This window comes from Ruegeria sp. HU-ET01832 (assembly GCF_040371315.1).
In the GTDB taxonomy this organism is placed as follows: domain Bacteria; phylum Pseudomonadota; class Alphaproteobacteria; order Rhodobacterales; family Rhodobacteraceae; genus Ruegeria; species Ruegeria lacuscaerulensis_A.
On the sequence record NZ_BAABWL010000005.1, the window covers coordinates 371,383 to 387,526 of the forward strand.

The 16,144-nt window shown below is 57.6% G+C and carries 18 protein-coding genes; 3 read left to right on the plus strand and 15 right to left on the minus strand.

Features of this window, described 5'->3' with window-relative positions:
- The first annotated feature begins 74 nt into the window (after positions 1–74).
- Positions 75–1,463 carry a diguanylate cyclase gene (locus ABWV79_RS16885; RefSeq protein ID WP_353393383.1) on the plus strand — a complete coding sequence of 463 codons (1,389 nt, stop codon included), beginning with the start codon at positions 75–77 and terminating at the stop codon, positions 1,461–1,463.
- Positions 1,464–1,467: 4 nt separating this feature from the next.
- Here the strand turns inward: ABWV79_RS16885 and ABWV79_RS16890 are convergent, their stop codons facing one another.
- The 4 genes from ABWV79_RS16890 to ABWV79_RS16905 are packed head-to-tail and all read right to left on the minus strand — an operon-like array spanning position 1,468 to position 3,366.
- A complete protein-coding gene (locus ABWV79_RS16890; RefSeq protein ID WP_353393385.1) occupies positions 1,468–1,941 on the minus strand; it encodes a periplasmic heavy metal sensor in 474 nt (157 codons plus the stop codon).
- Complete coding sequence (locus ABWV79_RS16895; protein ID WP_234899558.1) at positions 1,938–2,291, minus strand: hypothetical protein; 354 nt, start codon at positions 2,289–2,291, stop codon at positions 1,938–1,940. The genes ABWV79_RS16890 and ABWV79_RS16895 overlap by 4 nt, the downstream gene beginning before the upstream one ends.
- On the minus strand, positions 2,272–2,892 hold the full coding sequence (locus ABWV79_RS16900; protein WP_502949868.1) for an RNA polymerase sigma factor: 621 nt from the start codon (positions 2,890–2,892) through the stop codon (positions 2,272–2,274). Before ABWV79_RS16900 ends, ABWV79_RS16895 begins: the two co-directional genes overlap by 20 nt.
- Positions 2,893–2,898: 6 nt before the next feature.
- Positions 2,899–3,366, minus strand: coding sequence for an EF-hand domain-containing protein (locus tag ABWV79_RS16905; RefSeq protein WP_353393387.1), 468 nt, complete (start codon positions 3,364–3,366; stop codon positions 2,899–2,901).
- A 188-nt stretch (positions 3,367–3,554) separates the two neighbouring features.
- Here ABWV79_RS16905 and ABWV79_RS16910 point away from each other — a divergent pair, with 188 nt between their 5' ends.
- Both ABWV79_RS16910 and ABWV79_RS16915 read left to right on the plus strand, forming a co-directional pair.
- Positions 3,555–3,950: a DUF983 domain-containing protein gene (locus tag ABWV79_RS16910; RefSeq protein WP_170352630.1), complete on the plus strand. Its 396-nt coding sequence runs from the start codon at positions 3,555–3,557 to the stop codon at positions 3,948–3,950.
- 28 nt (positions 3,951–3,978) lie between these two features.
- Positions 3,979–4,680 carry an NUDIX hydrolase gene (locus tag ABWV79_RS16915; RefSeq protein WP_353393389.1) on the plus strand — a complete coding sequence of 234 codons (702 nt, stop codon included), beginning with the start codon at positions 3,979–3,981 and terminating at the stop codon, positions 4,678–4,680.
- Positions 4,681–4,688: 8 nt separating this feature from the next.
- Here ABWV79_RS16915 and ABWV79_RS16920 read toward each other — a convergent pair whose 3' ends face one another.
- The 11 genes from ABWV79_RS16920 to nuoH all read right to left on the minus strand — a co-directional run bounded on the left by ABWV79_RS16920 (position 4,689) and on the right by nuoH (position 16,065).
- A complete protein-coding gene (locus ABWV79_RS16920; protein ID WP_353393391.1) occupies positions 4,689–6,356 on the minus strand; it encodes a ribonuclease J in 1,668 nt (555 codons plus the stop codon).
- Positions 6,353–7,132, minus strand: a complete 780-nt coding sequence (locus tag ABWV79_RS16925; protein WP_170352627.1) for a type III pantothenate kinase — start codon at positions 7,130–7,132, stop codon at positions 6,353–6,355. Before ABWV79_RS16925 ends, ABWV79_RS16920 begins: the two co-directional genes overlap by 4 nt.
- An 11-nt stretch (positions 7,133–7,143) precedes the next feature.
- The gene (locus ABWV79_RS16930; protein WP_353393393.1) at positions 7,144–7,893 is read right to left on the minus strand and encodes a biotin--[acetyl-CoA-carboxylase] ligase; all 750 of its coding nucleotides are present in this window, start codon (positions 7,891–7,893) and stop codon (positions 7,144–7,146) included.
- Positions 7,894–7,947: 54 nt separating this feature from the next.
- Positions 7,948–9,390, minus strand: a complete 1,443-nt coding sequence (nuoN, locus tag ABWV79_RS16935; protein WP_170352625.1) for an NADH-quinone oxidoreductase subunit NuoN — start codon at positions 9,388–9,390, stop codon at positions 7,948–7,950.
- Between the two features lie 13 nt (positions 9,391–9,403).
- Positions 9,404–10,948: an NADH-quinone oxidoreductase subunit M gene (locus ABWV79_RS16940; protein WP_170752149.1), complete on the minus strand. Its 1,545-nt coding sequence runs from the start codon at positions 10,946–10,948 to the stop codon at positions 9,404–9,406.
- On the minus strand, positions 10,948–13,089 hold the full coding sequence (gene nuoL / locus ABWV79_RS16945) for an NADH-quinone oxidoreductase subunit L (RefSeq protein ID WP_353393396.1): 2,142 nt from the start codon (positions 13,087–13,089) through the stop codon (positions 10,948–10,950). The genes ABWV79_RS16940 and nuoL overlap by 1 nt, the downstream gene beginning before the upstream one ends.
- Before the next feature lie 7 nt (positions 13,090–13,096).
- A complete protein-coding gene (gene nuoK / locus ABWV79_RS16950) occupies positions 13,097–13,402 on the minus strand; it encodes an NADH-quinone oxidoreductase subunit NuoK (protein ID WP_005984024.1) in 306 nt (101 codons plus the stop codon).
- Between the two features lie 123 nt (positions 13,403–13,525).
- The gene (locus ABWV79_RS16955) at positions 13,526–14,128 is read right to left on the minus strand and encodes an NADH-quinone oxidoreductase subunit J (protein WP_170752153.1); all 603 of its coding nucleotides are present in this window, start codon (positions 14,126–14,128) and stop codon (positions 13,526–13,528) included.
- Positions 14,125–14,535 (minus strand): carboxymuconolactone decarboxylase family protein, encoded by a 411-nt coding sequence (locus ABWV79_RS16960; RefSeq protein WP_170352621.1) that lies wholly within the window; start codon positions 14,533–14,535, stop codon positions 14,125–14,127. The genes ABWV79_RS16955 and ABWV79_RS16960 overlap by 4 nt, the downstream gene beginning before the upstream one ends.
- Positions 14,532–15,026 carry an NADH-quinone oxidoreductase subunit NuoI gene (gene nuoI / locus ABWV79_RS16965; protein WP_039524264.1) on the minus strand — a complete coding sequence of 165 codons (495 nt, stop codon included), beginning with the start codon at positions 15,024–15,026 and terminating at the stop codon, positions 14,532–14,534. The genes ABWV79_RS16960 and nuoI overlap by 4 nt, the downstream gene beginning before the upstream one ends.
- Before the next feature lies 1 nt (position 15,027).
- Entirely contained in the window at positions 15,028–16,065 is a 1,038-nt protein-coding gene (gene nuoH, locus ABWV79_RS16970; RefSeq protein WP_170352620.1) for an NADH-quinone oxidoreductase subunit NuoH, read from the minus strand.
- Positions 16,066–16,144: the final 79 nt, after the last annotated feature.

Here is a 16,144-nt window from a genome sequence, read left to right on the forward strand (position 1 = left end):
AATTGATCTTGGAAAGGGTTTGTTAACCAGACTCATAAACACTTTGACAACGCATGCAATCAACGGTGACAGATATGTCCGTGCAGGGAACTATCCTTGTCCTCGACGGGACCTCGACCAATCGCATCATGCTGAAGGTTCAGTTGACCGCAGCATGGTACCACGTCGTGCAAGGTAAAAAACTGGAAGGGCTGGCTGGGCTTTTACGGCGAACACGACCTGATCTGGTTCTCACGGCCCAGACTCTGCCGGATGGAACAGCTACTGATGTCAAACAGTTTCTCGCGGCTGATCCGGACTTAGCCGATGTCCCTGTTGTTGCGATAGCGGCGCAAAACGACAAAGCCGCCCGGCTGAAAGCCCTTTCGGAGGGGCTGGACGACGTGCTGGTGCATCCCTTTAAAGATTCGCTTCTGCTGGCGCAGGTCCGCAGCCTGTTGCGCGCTCGTGCTGAAGCACAGGATCTGAAGCTAACTACAAACGTTCAACCATTGGGTTTCGCCGAGCCCGCGGTAAGTCTGATCGCGCCACCCAAACCGTCGCGCGTGGCCGTTTTGGCCAGAACCGCGCGATCGGGTGCCGCGTGGCGAAATTTGCTTGCGGATCAGACAAGACATAACGTCTCCGCGCACACTTCTTCGAACCTGCAGGGCGTTTTATCAGGGCCGGTCCCGGATGCAATTGTAATAGAAGTCGGCACAACACTGGCGGGGCTCAATGTTCTGGCGGATCTGAAGTCCCGAGCGGCCACACGTCGCACAGTATTGATCGCGGTACTTGACCGCAATAACGCGACGCTCGCCGCCGAAGCACTCGACCGGGGGGCTGACGCGGTTTGCATGGGAGGCTTCTGTGTCGAGGAGGTTAGGCAGCGACTGACCAACAGGCTTGCCCGCAAAACCCAGATGGATCAAATGCGCGCATCGCTTCACAGGGGAATTGCGGAATCTTGGATTGATCCTCTGACCGGTCTGCACAACCGCCGATACGCCATGCGGGCTATGGATCAGATCGCGCGCAAGTCGTTACAGCTAGGTCAGGGTTTTGCCGTTATGCTGGCTGATCTAGACCATTTCAAATCCATTAATGACCGGTATGGCCACGCTGGCGGGGATATCGTTCTGACCGAGGCGGGAACCCGGATGGAACGTGCAATCGGATCCGATGGTTTTGTCGCGCGGATTGGTGGCGAAGAATTCATGATTGGGCTACCTCATGCCACTGAAACGAGGGCGGTGAGTGTTGCGCGATCACTGTGTAATTGTATCAGACAAAAACCGTTCTCGCTACCGGACAATACAGAACCCGTTCCAGTCACTATCAGTATCGGTCTAATCACAACCCAGCCCACTCCATTTCAAACTGAGCCACTAGATGACCTGATCAAGTCCGCCGATACGGCGCTTTATGCTGCCAAAAAGGCAGGGCGCAACCAAGTCAGGGTCAGGCAATGCGCGGCCTGAGGCACTAATTCTTCCTCTTCTTGCCATGAGGACCATAACGCACAACCTCGTCCAGGCGGTCGGCGTAAAGCGCGCGTTCCGCGTCAGTCATGTCGGTGACCTGCTCTAGCCATTGACCTTGCAAGTTTGACTGCAATTCCGCCAAAGACTGTGACTGCTGCAACAAGATATCTTGCACCGTCTTGGGGTCAAAAGGGACTTCCCTCAAAGCAGCACTGAGGATCTCGAAATTCCGGACCCGATCCTTCGATCCGGCTTTATGGCGCGCTGAAAGTTGCCCACGCAGTGCCTTTCGGTCCTCTTTCGGCAAGGCCCGGTACAGCGCCGATCCAAATCCCGGAGGCGCCTTGGCATGATCTCCGCCCTTTACCCGCAGCACAGTTCCTACGGCGACACCAACCACAAGAAGGTTGAACCCCAAAGATACGGCCAACAGAACCTTCACCCATCTGCGTTTTGGTTTAGGATTGTCGCTCATTCCGCGCCCTCCAGAAATGAAGTGTCCAAATCGGCCAGAGCAAGCCCGGCTTCTTGCTGGTAGATATAGGTCGCAGGGTCCGGCAAAAAGTCGGGCGCAGCAAAGCCGATCCAAACGCCGGCGGCGCTGGCCGCCACCAAACCACCAAAGCTGTGCCAGCCGCCGATACCATCTAACACCCTAGCCCAATAAGAACGTCGGGGCCTGTCAGCAGCTTTGATCTGATTTAGGCGTACCTGCTCTGCATCTGTCAGGATACGAACCGTCAGATCATCAGAAAGCAAAGGCCGGTTCTCACGGGCCGTCGCAAACATCTCGTCCAGATTTTTTTCATCTTCGGTCATCGTCATACCCCAATTCCTCGCGACGCCCTGCCAGAATCCCGGCCAAGGCCCGCTTGCCACGTGCGGTCAGGCTTTCAACCGCTTCTACCGAAATCCCCATGACACCGGCGATCTCGGGGTTTGGCAGCTCTTCTATGTGCCGCAAAATAACTGCCTGACGTTGCCGTTCGGGCAGCTGCTCCAGCGCCAGTTGAAGCGCATCCTTGCGGGCTTCGTCCTGCATACGTTCCGCTACACTCGGACTGCCATCTTCTGGCTCGGGCACGTCAGCAAGCCGGTCAGGTTTGTTCTTGCGCAAGTGATCAACGCACAGGTTCATCGTCACGCGATACAACCACGTCGACACTTTCGCCTGCCCCGAAACCCAATCCGGCGCAACTTTCCACAGACGCATCATCGCATCTTGGGTAACATCTTCGGCCTCGGCCCGATTGCCCAGCATGCGCATGGCGACCGACAAACACCGCGGCCCCAAACGGTCCGTCAAAATACGAGCAGCGGCGGCATCACCCTGTGCGAAAAGGCCCAGCAACGTATCGTCGCTGGGCATATCCGCAGCACGTGACTGGCTGCGGATGGAAGTGGATGAGGACGTCAGAGCCTCCATCCTGCATCAGCTGTCGTCAGTGTCCGACTTTGCCCGCTTTTTGTGATGGCGGCCCATCTTGTCCTTGGCATCGGCAAATTCCTGTTCCGAGATCGCCCCGTCACTATCCGCGTCTATTCGATCAAACATCTTGTCAGCGCGGCGTGGTTTCGGCAACTCGTCCTGACTCAGAGACCCGTCCTGATTGGCGTCATGCTTCTCGAACATCTTGGTCACACGGTCATTGACCCTTTTCTGGCCAGCGGCCTGCATCTCTTCTATGGTCAACTGCCCATCTCCGTTCGTATCCGCATCAGTAAAGCGTTTGCTGTGATGGGCCAGCATTTCTTCTTTCGTCACCTGGCCATCGCTGTTGGCATCCAGTTCCTGGAAAGTCACAGGTTCGCGATCACGCGGCCCTGCGGCCAGTACAGAGGTGCCGGTGACGGCCACAGCCGCGATCAGGACTACCGGGATGAATTTGGCGCTTTTCATATCGTTTTCCTTTGTTTTCGCGGCCCTTTTGCCGCTGCTTACATGGGTTCAAACGATGCGGCGCCCGGGTTCCGTCGCGAAACTTTTAAAATTCCCAGAAAAAACAGCGATGCAAAGCGACGCACCCCCCTTTTAAGTTGCACAAAAGATGCGCAATATCCGGTTTATTCTAACCCGCGAGTATCGAAATGACAGATCAAACGATAAACACTCTGCCCGAAGCGGAACGTGCCACCAAGCCAGCGTTGCTCAAAGGTTTTCGCGGTCGTTGCCCAAAATGTGGCGAAGGCAAACTGTTGAAAGGGTATCTGACGGTAAACGACAGCTGCTCGAATTGCGGGCAAGAACTGTTTCATCATCGCGCCGATGACGGGCCAGCATACCTGACAATCCTACTTGTGGGTCACCTTCTGGCCCCCGCCCTGCACGTAACGTATGTCGAATTCCGCCCAGAACCGCTGACCATGTTTCTGATCTTCGCAATCGGGTGCACCGCGTTGTCCTTGTTCCTTTTACCTCGCTTGAAAGGGGCCGTTGTGGCCTATCAGTGGGCTCGTCGGATGCACGGGTTCGAGAACGCGTAATGTTTGTTTCCAACGAATTGGCCCGCATATGATTCAGGACAAGACCGCAATCCGCAACGCGGCCACGGTTATTGTTCTGCGCGACCGCAAGACCGCCCCGTCGATCCTGATGGGTCAACGGGGGGCCAAGGCCGCTTTTATGCCCAACAAATTTGTCTTTCCCGGCGGAGCTGTTGACCCCGAGGATGCCCACATACCGCTGGCAAGCGAGTTGCCACCTGTGTGTTTTGATCGGCTAGGTGAACGCTCGGAACTTGGGTTGCAAGGTGCCCTTGCGGCGGCGGCAATTCGCGAGCTTTGGGAAGAAACAGGTCTGGTCTTGGGCCAGCCAGGTAGTTGGCCCGAGCCCGCGCCATCGGATTGGCGCGGATTTGCCGAGCTGGGGTTTCGACCTTCGGCTGAGGCCTTGCAGTTCGTCTTTCGCGCGGTGACCCCACCCGGTCGCCCGCGCAGGTTTGATGCTCGGTTCTTTCTTGTTGATGCGTCGGCGATATGCGGGGACTTGGACGATTTCAGCCGCGCCTCGGATGAGTTGTCGCATCTGCAATGGATCCCACTCGACCGCGCGCGCGAGTTCGACCTACCCTTTATCACCGAAGTCGTATTGGCCGAAATCGCGGCACGGGTTTTGGACCCGGCGCCGCCCAGCTCGGTCCCCTTCTTGTTGAATCAGGAAGAGGAAAGTCTGTTCTTGAAACTCAAAGGCTATCCGATGCCTCTGACCGACTGAGGACGGGCTTATTTCATCCGGCTGATAACAGTCGTGACTTCGGGTTTTTTACCAATCTCAGCTTTTGCAGTCTGACGCACGATGCGACGCATGGCTTCTTCCAGCTTGTCATCGTCACGCAGAGTTTTAGTATCCGCGCGCATCAGGAATTGGTTCAGATCTTCTTCCAGAACTTCAACCAAGCCGGCGCGAGATGATCCCATTTCGGGCAAGCCCATCGTGTCGCACCACGGCTCGCCCAGCGGCTCGTCTTCTTCGTCCAGAATGACCGTTACCGTCACGTGGCCATTCAGCGCCATGCGGATACGGTCACGAACAACACCGTCCAGCGCGCCGACTTTCACCGTGCCGTCCAGATACGTCCGACCCGTTTCCACATAGTCGACCACCTGCGGCGCGTTGCCAATCAGGTCCAACATGGTTCCGTTCACCGCCAAAACACCTGTTCGGCCGCCAGAATTAGCCAGCTTGACGTGCTCGCGCAGGTGACGATGCTCACCATGCATCGGGATCACGATCTGAGGGTTGATCAGTGCATGTACCCTCTCAAGATCGGGACGGTTGGCATGACCCGACACGTGATACAGACCCGAGCTGTCATCGACAACATCCACACCTTTTTCGCTAAGCTGGTTGATGATGAAGATCACGCCCCGCTCGTTGCCCGGAATGGTTTTCGACGAAAACAGGAACAGATCGCCCTCTTTCAGTTCCAGACCGCGATACTTGCCACGTGCAAGCTGCGCGCTGGCGGCACGGCGTTCGCCTTGGCTACCAGTCACGATCAACATCAGGTTTTGGCGTGGAACGTCCACCGCCTCTTCTGCACTGATGACTTTGGGGAAATCCGACAGGATACCCGTTTCGGTCGCAGCCTCAATCATGCGGCGCATCGCGCGGCCCAGCAACACGACCGAGCGTCCGGCTCGCTGCCCAGCCTCGGCCAAGGTTTTCACCCGAGCCACGTTGGACGCAAAGGTGGTTGCAACAACCATCCCCTCGGCGCTTTCGACCAGCTTGGTGATCTCGGGGCCAACCTCGGATTCCGATCGTCCGTCATGGGGCGAGAATACATTGGTGCTGTCACAAACCAGCGCCTTGACGCCCGGTTTGGCAATCTCGGCCCACAACTCGGCGTCGAAGGGTTCACCCACCACCGGGTTGGTGTCCAGCTTGAAGTCACCCGAATGCACAATTCGTCCCGCTGGCGTATCTATTACCAACGCCGCACTTTCCGGGATCGAATGCGAGACCGGCAGGAATCCTACCGAGAACGGCCCAACCTGAACCTGCTCGGGCCAGGGCGAAACCGTTTGAACCGCATCCTCGGGATGGCCATGCTCTTCCATTTTCCGGCGCGCGATATTGGCGGTGAAAGCGCGCGCATAAACCGGGGTGCCCAAAGCCTCGTAGCAATGGGCCACAGCACCGACGTGATCCTCGTGCGCGTGGGTCACAAAAACCGCTTCCAGCCGATCGGCCCGCTCTTGCAGCCAAGAGATATCGGCATGGATCAGATCGACACCCGGCGTCGTATCCATATCCGGAAAGGTCACGCCAAGATCGACTAGGATCAACCTTTCCTGCCCGGGCTTTCCATAGCCGTAGACATAGGCGTTCATGCCGATTTCACCTGCACCGCCCAGCGGCAGATAGATCAGTCGTTCACTGCTCATGTTGAGCCATTTTCCTTGTTATAGCGATGGATCACGGTCAGTCCGTGCATCGTCAGATCATCTTCGATCGCGTCAAACCCTACATCCGCCTGATCAAACAGCGGGGCAAGCCCCCCGGTTCCGACAACCTTCATCGGATGGCCGTACTCGGCCTTGATCCGCGCAATCAGTCCTTCGATCAAGCCGGAATACCCCCAGTACACGCCGGATTGAATGCAGCCAACTGTATTCGTACCAATGACTTTGTCGGGGCGCGTGATATCAATATGCGGTAGAGCCGCAGCACCTTGGTGAAGCGCCTCGAGGCTGAGGTTCACACCCGGCGCAATGATGCCCCCAACATAGGCACCATCCGAGGCCACAACATCGAAATTGGTGGCAGTCCCAAAGTCGACCACCACAACGTCTCCGCCATGCCTATCGAACGCCCCAACCGCATTGGCCAGCCTGTCCGGTCCAGGAATAGTGCCCTCATCAATGCGCGGGGCCACTGGCAAAAGGCATTCAGGTTTGCCAACGACCAACGGGCGGCAACCAAAGAACCGATCCGCGAAAATACGAAGGTTAAACACCACGCGCGGCACAGTCGAGGCGATCACTACATCGGTGATGTCCGCCTCGATCCCGTAGTGTTTCACCAATGTCGAATACCATGTGAAATAGGCATCTGCCGTGCGGGAATGATGGGTCGAGGTTCGCAACGTGCACAGAAACTGCTTGCCATCCCAGATCGAAAAAACAGTGTTTGTGTTGCCGCAATCAATAGCCAAAAGCATTTGCGTTCCTCTCAGAAATACACGTCGGCGGCTGGGATCGCGACCCGGCCTTTGGCGGTGTTTAGGACAAGGTTGCCGCCGGCGTCCACCGTTTCAAAAGTGCCCACGGTTTCGGATGTCGCTGTCTTGGCTGTAATCACTTCGCCCAAACGCGCGGCCCGATCCAACCATGCAGTACGGATCGGCTCGAACCCATAGGTCACGAACTGCGTCTCATAGCGAGCAAACGCGGCGGCCAACTCTGTCAGGAAATCCTCGGGCATGACGTCTGCGCCGGTCTCGGACAAAAGCGAAACGGGTCGGACCGCACCCTCCTCCAGCGCGTCGGTTGGTGGGGACTGAGACAGATTGACCCCGATCCCAATCGCCAAGTGAGACAGGTCGCGCCCTTGGCCCGTGCCTTCTAGCAATATCCCCGCAAGTTTTCCGCCGTTCAGCAGCACATCATTTGGCCATTTCAAAGACAGCCCATCGGACCGCCCCGAGACAGCAACACAGGCATCAAACAGAGCGAGGGCTGCAACAAAGCTCCGCAACGCTGCTTGTTCGGGATTACAACTTGGTCGCATCAATAAAGTGGCAGCCAGGTTTCCAACGGGATTGGCCCATGCACGTCCCCGACGTCCACGCGCCGCAGTTTGGTTATAGGCCATGATCCACACCGGCCCCGTCGCCGTTGGTGCGATGCGCGAAGCTTCGTTCAACGTACTGTCAACCGTTTGCAACACATGCAAACCGTAACCTTGCGGCCAATCCGTCATGGTAAAAAGGCCCGGTCCAACGACCGAGCCCCTCTGATTTGTGTGATTTCAGGGTTAATTGACAAGCGTCGCCGCCGCAGCAGCTGCCGCGCCTTCAACACCAAATTGATAGAAAATTCCCACCAGCATCAAAGCAGCCGACCCCATCAGGGCGACCCACAGAACAGGCGTCGAGCGCGTTTCAATCGGGTCTTCGTTTTCTTCGCCGAAATACATGTAGAACACGATCCGCAGGTAATAGAACGCACCGATGACCGAAGCGATGGCCGACACGATCACCAACCCTGTGAGGCCCGCACTGACACCGGCCTGCCAAACGCCAAACTTGGCGAAGAAGCCCAGCATCGGTGGGACGCCCGCAAGGCTGAACATCAGGATCAGAACCGCAAGCGCCTTGCCCGGGTCACGTTTGGAATACTGCCGCAGCGCGTCAATATCCGTGACGGGCTTACCGTCCCGCTCCATCATCAGGATGAAGGCAAAGGTGCCGATATTCATGGTCACATAGATCGCCAGGTACATCAGCATCGCCTTGACGCCCATCTCTGTACCCGCCGCCAGACCGATCAGCGCATAGCCCATATGGGCAATCGACGAAAACGCCATCAGTCGCTTGATGTCACGCTGCCCAATCGCAGCCACTGCACCCAACAACATCGACAGGACCGAGAGCAGAACGATCACCTGCTGCCAATCCTTGATCACTCCGCCGAACGCATCATGCAGCAGCCGCGCAAACAGCGCCATCGCCGCCACTTTGGGCGCGGTAGCGAAGAAAGCGGTGATTGGTGTGGGTGAGCCTTCGTATACGTCCGGCGTCCACATGTGGAACGGCACGGCTGACACTTTGAAGGCCAGCCCCGAGATCAGGAAGATCAGGCCAAACAGCAGGCCAACCGAGACGTCACCATGGTTGACCGTCTGGATGATGCCCGAGAACAGCGTGGTCCCGGTGAAGCCGTAAACCAGCGATGCACCATAAAGCAACAGGCCGGAGCTGAGCGCGCCCAGAACGAAATACTTCAGACCAGCCTCGGTGGATTTTGCACTGTCACGGCGCAGAGCGGCCACGACGTACAGCGCCAGCGATTGCAGCTCCAACCCCATGTACAGGGACATCAGATCTCCGGCGCTGACCATCATCATCATACCCACGGCGGCAAGTGCCACCAGCAAGGGGTATTCGAACCGCAACAGCCCGCGACGCGACATGTAATCCTGGCTCATCAACAGAACGGCTGCCGCAGATAGCAGGATCGCAACCTTGGCAAAGCGCGAGAAACCATCGTCAACGAACATGCCGTTAAAGGCCACGTTGGTGCCGTCGCCATTGGTGGCGATCCAAATCGCCAGCAGCGCCATCAGGCCCGAGGTCGCCCAGATCAGAACCGGGGCCAGCCCGTCTTTTGTGGTGTAGACAGCCCCAATCAGCGCCGCCATCGCATAAACGGCCAGAACGATCTCTGGCAGGATGATTGTCAGATCAGCTTGGATCATCTCCGAAGCTCCCTTAATGCGAAGCGGCTGTCTGGATCACGGCCTCAGCCGCGGCCAGAGCCGTGTCATAGTTCGAAATCAGTGCGGCGGTCGAGTCGCCGATCACATCGGTTACCAGCGACGGATAGACACCCAGCAGGATGGTCATCACGATCAGCGGTGCAAAGATCAGCCGCTCGCGCGAGCTCATGTCCGTCATCGCCTTGAGGCTTTCCTTGATCAGATCGCCAAAGACCACTCGACGGTATAGCCACAGCGCATACCCGGCCGAGAAGATCACCCCGGTCGCAGCCACTGCCGTTACCCAAGTGTTGACCTGGAAGGCTCCCATCAAGGTCAGGAATTCGCCGATAAAGCCCGAGGTGCCAGGCAGACCGACATTCGCCATGGTGAACAGCATGAAGACCAGCGCATAAGCGGGCATCCGGATCACCAAGCCGCCATATGCGTCAATGTCGCGGGTGTGCATCCGGTCATAGATCACGCCGACACACAGGAACAACGCCGCCGAGATGAACCCGTGGCTGATCATCTGGAAGATCGCGCCATCAATCCCCTGCTGGTTCGCCGCAAAAATCCCCATGGTCACAAAACCCATATGCGCGACCGAGGAATAGGCGATCAGCTTTTTCATATCCTCCTGCACCAGCGCCACCAGCGAGGTGTAGACAACCGCAATCGCCGACATCCACAGCACCAGATCGGTCATCACTGCGGACCCCACTGGGAACATCGGCAAGCTGAACCGCAAGAAGCCATAGCCGCCCATCTTCAGCAGGATCGCCGCCAGAACGACCGAGCCGGCCGTCGGGGCCTGCACGTGCGCGTCTGGCAACCAGGTATGCACCGGCCACATTGGCATTTTCACCGCGAAAGATGCAAAGAACGCCAGGAACATCAGCGTCTGCATTCCGCCGACAATGTAGACACCCAACACGCTGAAGCTTTCAGACGAGAACTGATGGCTCATCAGTGCTTCGATATCCGTGGTGCCTGCATCCGCATACATCGCGACCATCGCCACCAACATCAGCACCGAGCCAAGGAAGGTGTAGAGGAAGAACTTGAAGCTGGCATAGATGCGGTTCGCCCCGCCCCAGATACCGATGATTAGGAACATCGGGATCAGACCAGCCTCGAAGAACAGGTAGAAAAGCACCAGATCCAGTGCCATGAACACGCCCAGCATGAGCGTTTCCAGCAGCAGGAAGGCGATCATGTATTCCTTGACCCGGTCGGTCACGTTCCAGCTGGCCAGAATGGTCAGCGGCATGATGAAGGTGGTCAGCAGCACGAACAACACGCTGATGCCGTCCACGCCCATCTTGTATTTCAGGCCCAGCAGCCACTCACCCTCTTCCACCATCTGAAAGCCGGTGTTCGAGGGGTCAAAGCCCGTATAGATGCCAATCGAGACAAGGAACGTCACCGTGGTCGCCACCAGCGCGACCCATTTCGCGTTGCGCTGCGCGGCGTCATCATCCCCGTGCAGGAACAGGGCCAGAATGGCCGCTGCCACAGCGGGGATGAAAGTAACGATCGAGAGGATATTATCCATTATTGTGCGCCTCCGCCGATCGACATCCAGGTGACAAGGGCTGCAATCCCCAAAACCATCCAGAAGGCATAAGTAAAGATGTAGCCCGTCTGCGCCTTGCCTGCGAGGCGGGTGAAGAAGGGAACAACGCCCATGGCGATCCCGTTCAGGAAGCCGTCAATGGTGTTGCCATCACCGCGTTTCCACAGGAACCGTCCAAGCGCCACGGTGGGTTTGACGAAGATCACATTGTAGATTTCGTCAAAGTACCACTTGTTCAGCAGGAACAGGTACAGTGGCCGTTGGTTTGCGGCCAGACGCCCCGGAAGCGACGGGTTCACGATGTAGAACCAATAGGCCATCGCAAAGCCTAGCAGCATTGCAACAAAGGGTGAAAACTTGACCCACTTAGGCGCCGCATGCGCATCGTCCAGCACATGGTTGTCCGGCGCCATGTATAGCGCGCCCTCGCCCGGCTCACCTGCGAAAACATAGTGATGATCGCCATGAGCATCTTTTTCACCATGACCGTCATCCGCGTGGTCATCGCCGTGGCTTTCATCTGCGTGGCTATCATCGCTATGCGCGTCGGCTTTGCCGTGATCACCGGCCTCGGCATGTTCCGACGCCTCAGCCACCGGGATGCCATAGAACTTGCCGACCTTGTCCGCGTGGCCGAAGAAATTGCCGTACCAAATCATGCCCGCAAAGACCGCGCCCAGCGAGAGAACGCCTAGCGGTACCAGCATGACCATCGGGCTTTCATGCGCATGGTCGTGCGTATGCTTGTCGCCGCGCGGCGTGCCGTAGAAGGTCAGGAAGATCAGACGCCAGCTGTAGAAGGACGTAAACGCCGCCGCTACGACCAGCAGCCAGAAGCCATAGGAAGACCCACCGGCATAGGCGCTCTCGATGATCGCATCTTTCGACAGGAAGCCAGCGAAACCGAAGGTCGTCAGCGGAATGCCCACACCGGTGATGGCCAGCGTGCCGATCATCATCGCCCAGAACGTATAGGGGATCTTTTTACGCAATCCACCGTATTCGGTCATCTCTTGTTCGTGATGCATGGCGTGGATCACCGAGCCTGCACCAAGGAACAGCAGCGCTTTGAAGAAGGCGTGTGTGAACAGGTGGAACATCGCCGCCGAATACATCCCAACACCCGCCGCCACGAACATGTAACCCAGCTGCGAACAGGTCGAATAGGCGATGACGCGCTTGATGTCGGTCTGAACCAAACCCACGGTCGCGGCAAAGAACGCGGTCGAAGCTCCCAGCACGGTGATGAAACCGGTCGCACCCGGCGCGAACTCCATCAGCGGCGACATGCGGCAGACCAGGAACACACCGGCCGTAACCATGGTCGCGGCGTGGATCAGGGCCGACACAGGCGTCGGGCCTTCCATCGCGTCGGGCAACCATGTGTGCAGGATCAGCTGCGCCGATTTCCCCATCGCACCGATAAACAGCAGAACGCAGATGACCTCAACAGCGGTCCATTCGCCCCACAGGAAGTGCAGTTTCTCTTCGGCCAATGCGGGCGCCGAGGCGAAAATGTCCGAGAAGTTGATGCTGTCGGTCAGCAAGAACAGCGCGAAAATCCCCAGCGCAAAGCCAAAGTCGCCGACGCGGTTCACGATAAACGCTTTCATCGCCGCGGCATTGGCCGAGGGCTTACGGTAATAGAACCCGATCAGCAGGTACGAGGCGACGCCCACGCCCTCCCAGCCAAAGAACATCTGCACCAGATTGTCCGCGGTCACCAGCATCAGCATCGCGAAGGTGAAGAAGGACAGATAGGCGAAGAATCGCGGCTTATAGCTTTCGCCCTCGCGCCATTGCGGGTCGTGATCCATGTAGCCAAAGGAATAGAGGTGCACGAGCGCTGAGACGGTCGTCACCACGATCAGCATGATCGCGGTCAGACGGTCCAGACGGATAGCCCAGCTTGTCGACAACGATCCGCTCTCGATCCAGCGCATGATCTCGATCTGCTGCGTCACCCCGTCGAAGGCAAAGAACACGATCCACGATAGAAGACAGGCCAGAAACAGCAGGCCCGTGGCCGTCCACATGGCAGCTTTCTCACCAATGAACCGCCAGCCAAAGCCGCAGATCAATGCGCCCACCAGCGGGGCAAAGAGGATGGTGGTTTCCATAGTTCTCTTAGCCCTTCATCATATTGACGTCTTCAACCGCGATGGTGCCACGGTTGCGGAAGAAGCAGACCAGAATGGCCAGACCAATCGCCGCCTCGGCCGCCGCCACGGTCAGCACAAACAGCGTAAACACCTGTCCCACCAGATCGCCGAGGAAACTGGAAAACGCCACGAGGTTGATATTCACCGCCAGCAGCATCAGTTCGATGCTCATCAGCAGGATGATGACGTTCTTGCGGTTCAGGAAGAGACCGAAGATGCCGATGACGAACAGCGTCGCCGCCACAGTCAGGTAATGTTCAAGTCCGATCATTTTCTTTCGGTCCCATTCGTTTCCTGTTTTTCGCGGCCCTATACCCGATCCATCCAAGTACAACAGGCACCGCAATTAGTATTTTTAGCAGCCGGTACTCCATTGGAAGTACCAGCGGCAATGTCACAACCCCTGCCCCGGTTTCACGTCCTTCAGCTCCATCGCCTTGGCCGGGTCGCGCATCATTTGGCCGATGATGTCCTGACGTTTGATGTCTTGACGGTGGCGCAGGGTCAGCACGATGGCTCCAATCATAGCCACCAGCAGGATCAGACCCGCCAGTTGGAACAGAAGGAAGTATTGGTCGTAAAGGATGACACCCAGCGCCTCGGTGTTGTGACGGTCGGTCGGAACCGGTTGGGCCAGATTGGCCTCAACGCCTTGCGCGCTGTCCCATGCACCGAACGCCATGACGAACTGCATCAGGATGACCAGACCGATCAGCAATGCCAGCGGCATATAACGCGCCATCTCGGCCTTTAGCTCGGCAAAGTCGACGTCCAGCATCATCACCACGAACAGGAACAACACCGCGACCGCGCCCACATAGACGATGATCAGCAGCATCGCCACGAACTCGGCCCCCAGCAGCACGAACAGCCCCGCCGAGGACAGGAAGGACAGTATCAGCCAAAGCACTGAGTGCACCGGCTGGCGGCTGATCACCGTGAACAGGCCGCCGGTGATGGCGCTGATGGCAAACAGATAAAAGGCAAAGACGGTCATTGATCCTCATCCTTGTTGTCGCCCATGACCTCTTGCGCCAGATCCAGCGCACGGGTCATGGCCGGGATGCCAGCAAACACCGACATCTGACCGATCGTTTCCACGATCTCTTGTTTTCTGGCCCCGGCTTCCAGAGCGTGACGCACGGTTTGACGCACCGCGGTATCGGCCTGCGCGCCCTGACAGGTCAGCCCGGCCAGCGTCAGCAACAGGCGGGTTTTGGCGTCCAGCCCGTCCTTGTTGACGGTGTTGCCGAACATCATCTCCATGATCTCTTTGGGCATGGTCGGCCAAAGCGCCTCGAACCCTTTGGGCGAGAAGTTCTCCATCGCCGGGTTCATCGCCTTGGCCATGTCCTGAGCCTGACGCATCATCAGCTCGAACGGATTTGTCGGCGTGTCATTCATCGGTACGGCGCATCCATTTCCAGATTGCGGGCGATCTCGGCTTCCCAGCGTTCGCCGTTGTCGAGCAGTTTTTCCTTGTCGTAGAACAGCTCTTCGCGGGTTTCCGTGGCGAATTCGAAATTCGGACCTTCGACGATGGCATCGACCGGGCAGGCCTCCTGACAGAAGCCGCAATAGATACACTTGGTCATGTCGATATCATACCGCGTGGTGCGGCGGCTGCCGTCTTCGCGCGGTTCGGCGTCGATGGTGATGGCCTGGGCCGGGCAGATCGCCTCGCACAGTTTACAGGCGATGCAGCGTTCTTCACCATTGGGATAACGGCGCAGAGCGTGTTCGCCACGAAAACGAGGGGACAGCGGTCCCTTCTCATGCGGGTAATTCACGGTGGCCTTGGGGGCAAAGAAGTACTTCAGACCCAGTTTCATCCCGACCCAGAAGTCCTGCAGCAGAAAGTACTTAGCGGCGCGGGTATAGTCGATTTGGGTCATATCAGCCTCCTACGCTCCAACGGGCGAACGCGCCCCAGAACCAGTCGAATTTCGCCGCGAAGGCCACGAAAACCACCCATACCAGCGAGAATGGCAGGAACACTTTCCACCCCAGACGCATCAGCTGGTCATAGCGGTAGCGGGGCGTGATCGCCTTGACCATCGCGAAGAGGAAGAAGAAGAACGCCATCTTGGCGACCATCCACAAAACGCCATCCGGCAGGCCGGGGATTGGCGACAGCCAGCCACCAAAGAACAGCAGAGAGATCAACGCGCACATCAGGAAGATGGCGATGTATTCCCCTGCCATAAACAGCAGGAAGGGCGTGGCCGAGTACTCGACCTGATAGCCCGCGACCAGTTCCGATTCCGCCTCGGGCAGATCAAAGGGTGGTCGGTTGGTTTCGGCCAGCGCCGAGATGAAGAACAGGAACACCATCGGGAAATGCGGCAGCCAGTACCAGCTAAAGAAGCCAAACCGACCGTCCTGTGCCTCGACAATGTTTCCAAAATTCATCGACCCGGTCGAGATGATCACGCCGATGATGATCAGGCCCAACGAGACCTCGTACGAGATCATCTGCGCCGCAGACCGCAGTGACCCAAGGAATGGGTACTTTGAGTTCGACGCCCAACCGCCCATAATCACGCCATAAACTTCCAACGACGATACAGCAAAGACATAAAGGATCGCCACGTTCAGGTCGGACAGAACCCAGCCATCGTTGAACGGGATCACCGCCCAGGCGATCATCGCAAGCACGAAGGATGTCAGCGGCGCCAGCATAAAGACTGTGCGGTCGGCACCTGCCGGAATGACAACCTCTTTCACCACGTATTTCAGCGCATCCGCCACCGATTGCAGCAAGCCATAGACACCCACCACGTTGGGGCCCCGGCGCATCTGGACCGCTGCCCAGATCTTGCGGTCGCCATAGACGAGGAACAACAGAGAGATCATCACAAAGGCAACGACTGCAAGCACTTGCGCCAGAATGATGATGGCTATTCCGCCTGGGGTGTTAAAGAATTCAGCCATTGGTCCTCACACCGTGGGTATTCCGTTTTACGCGCGCGATACGAAGGCCAGATGCCTGCGCATTTAGCGGCTGGGTCGG

Bases quoted from the DNA above. Each gene is read 5' to 3' on its own strand.
- ABWV79_RS16885 (WP_353393383.1), top strand. From the start codon at position 75: ATGTCCGTGCAGGGAACTATCCTTGTCCTCGACGGGACCTCGACCAAT.
- ABWV79_RS16890 (WP_353393385.1), bottom strand. From the start codon at position 1,941: ATGAGCGACAATCCTAAACCAAAACGCAGATGGGTGAAGGTTCTGTTG.
- ABWV79_RS16895 (WP_234899558.1), bottom strand. From the start codon at position 2,291: ATGACGATGACCGAAGATGAAAAAAATCTGGACGAGATGTTTGCGACG.
- ABWV79_RS16900 (WP_502949868.1), bottom strand. From the start codon at position 2,892: ATGGAGGCTCTGACGTCCTCATCCACTTCCATCCGCAGCCAGTCACGT.
- ABWV79_RS16905 (WP_353393387.1), bottom strand. From the start codon at position 3,366: ATGAAAAGCGCCAAATTCATCCCGGTAGTCCTGATCGCGGCTGTGGCC.
- ABWV79_RS16910 (WP_170352630.1), top strand. From the start codon at position 3,555: ATGACAGATCAAACGATAAACACTCTGCCCGAAGCGGAACGTGCCACC.
- ABWV79_RS16915 (WP_353393389.1), top strand. From the start codon at position 3,979: ATGATTCAGGACAAGACCGCAATCCGCAACGCGGCCACGGTTATTGTT.
- ABWV79_RS16920 (WP_353393391.1), bottom strand. From the start codon at position 6,356: ATGAGCAGTGAACGACTGATCTATCTGCCGCTGGGCGGTGCAGGTGAA.
- ABWV79_RS16925 (WP_170352627.1), bottom strand. From the start codon at position 7,132: ATGCTTTTGGCTATTGATTGCGGCAACACAAACACTGTTTTTTCGATC.
- ABWV79_RS16930 (WP_353393393.1), bottom strand. From the start codon at position 7,893: ATGACGGATTGGCCGCAAGGTTACGGTTTGCATGTGTTGCAAACGGTT.
- nuoN (WP_170352625.1), bottom strand. From the start codon at position 9,390: ATGATCCAAGCTGATCTGACAATCATCCTGCCAGAGATCGTTCTGGCC.
- ABWV79_RS16940 (WP_170752149.1), bottom strand. From the start codon at position 10,948: ATGGATAATATCCTCTCGATCGTTACTTTCATCCCCGCTGTGGCAGCG.
- nuoL (WP_353393396.1), bottom strand. From the start codon at position 13,089: ATGGAAACCACCATCCTCTTTGCCCCGCTGGTGGGCGCATTGATCTGC.
- nuoK (WP_005984024.1), bottom strand. From the start codon at position 13,402: ATGATCGGACTTGAACATTACCTGACTGTGGCGGCGACGCTGTTCGTC.
- ABWV79_RS16955 (WP_170752153.1), bottom strand. From the start codon at position 14,128: ATGACCGTCTTTGCCTTTTATCTGTTTGCCATCAGCGCCATCACCGGC.
- ABWV79_RS16960 (WP_170352621.1), bottom strand. From the start codon at position 14,535: ATGAATGACACGCCGACAAATCCGTTCGAGCTGATGATGCGTCAGGCT.
- nuoI (WP_039524264.1), bottom strand. From the start codon at position 15,026: ATGACCCAAATCGACTATACCCGCGCCGCTAAGTACTTTCTGCTGCAG.
- nuoH (WP_170352620.1), bottom strand. From the start codon at position 16,065: ATGGCTGAATTCTTTAACACCCCAGGCGGAATAGCCATCATCATTCTG.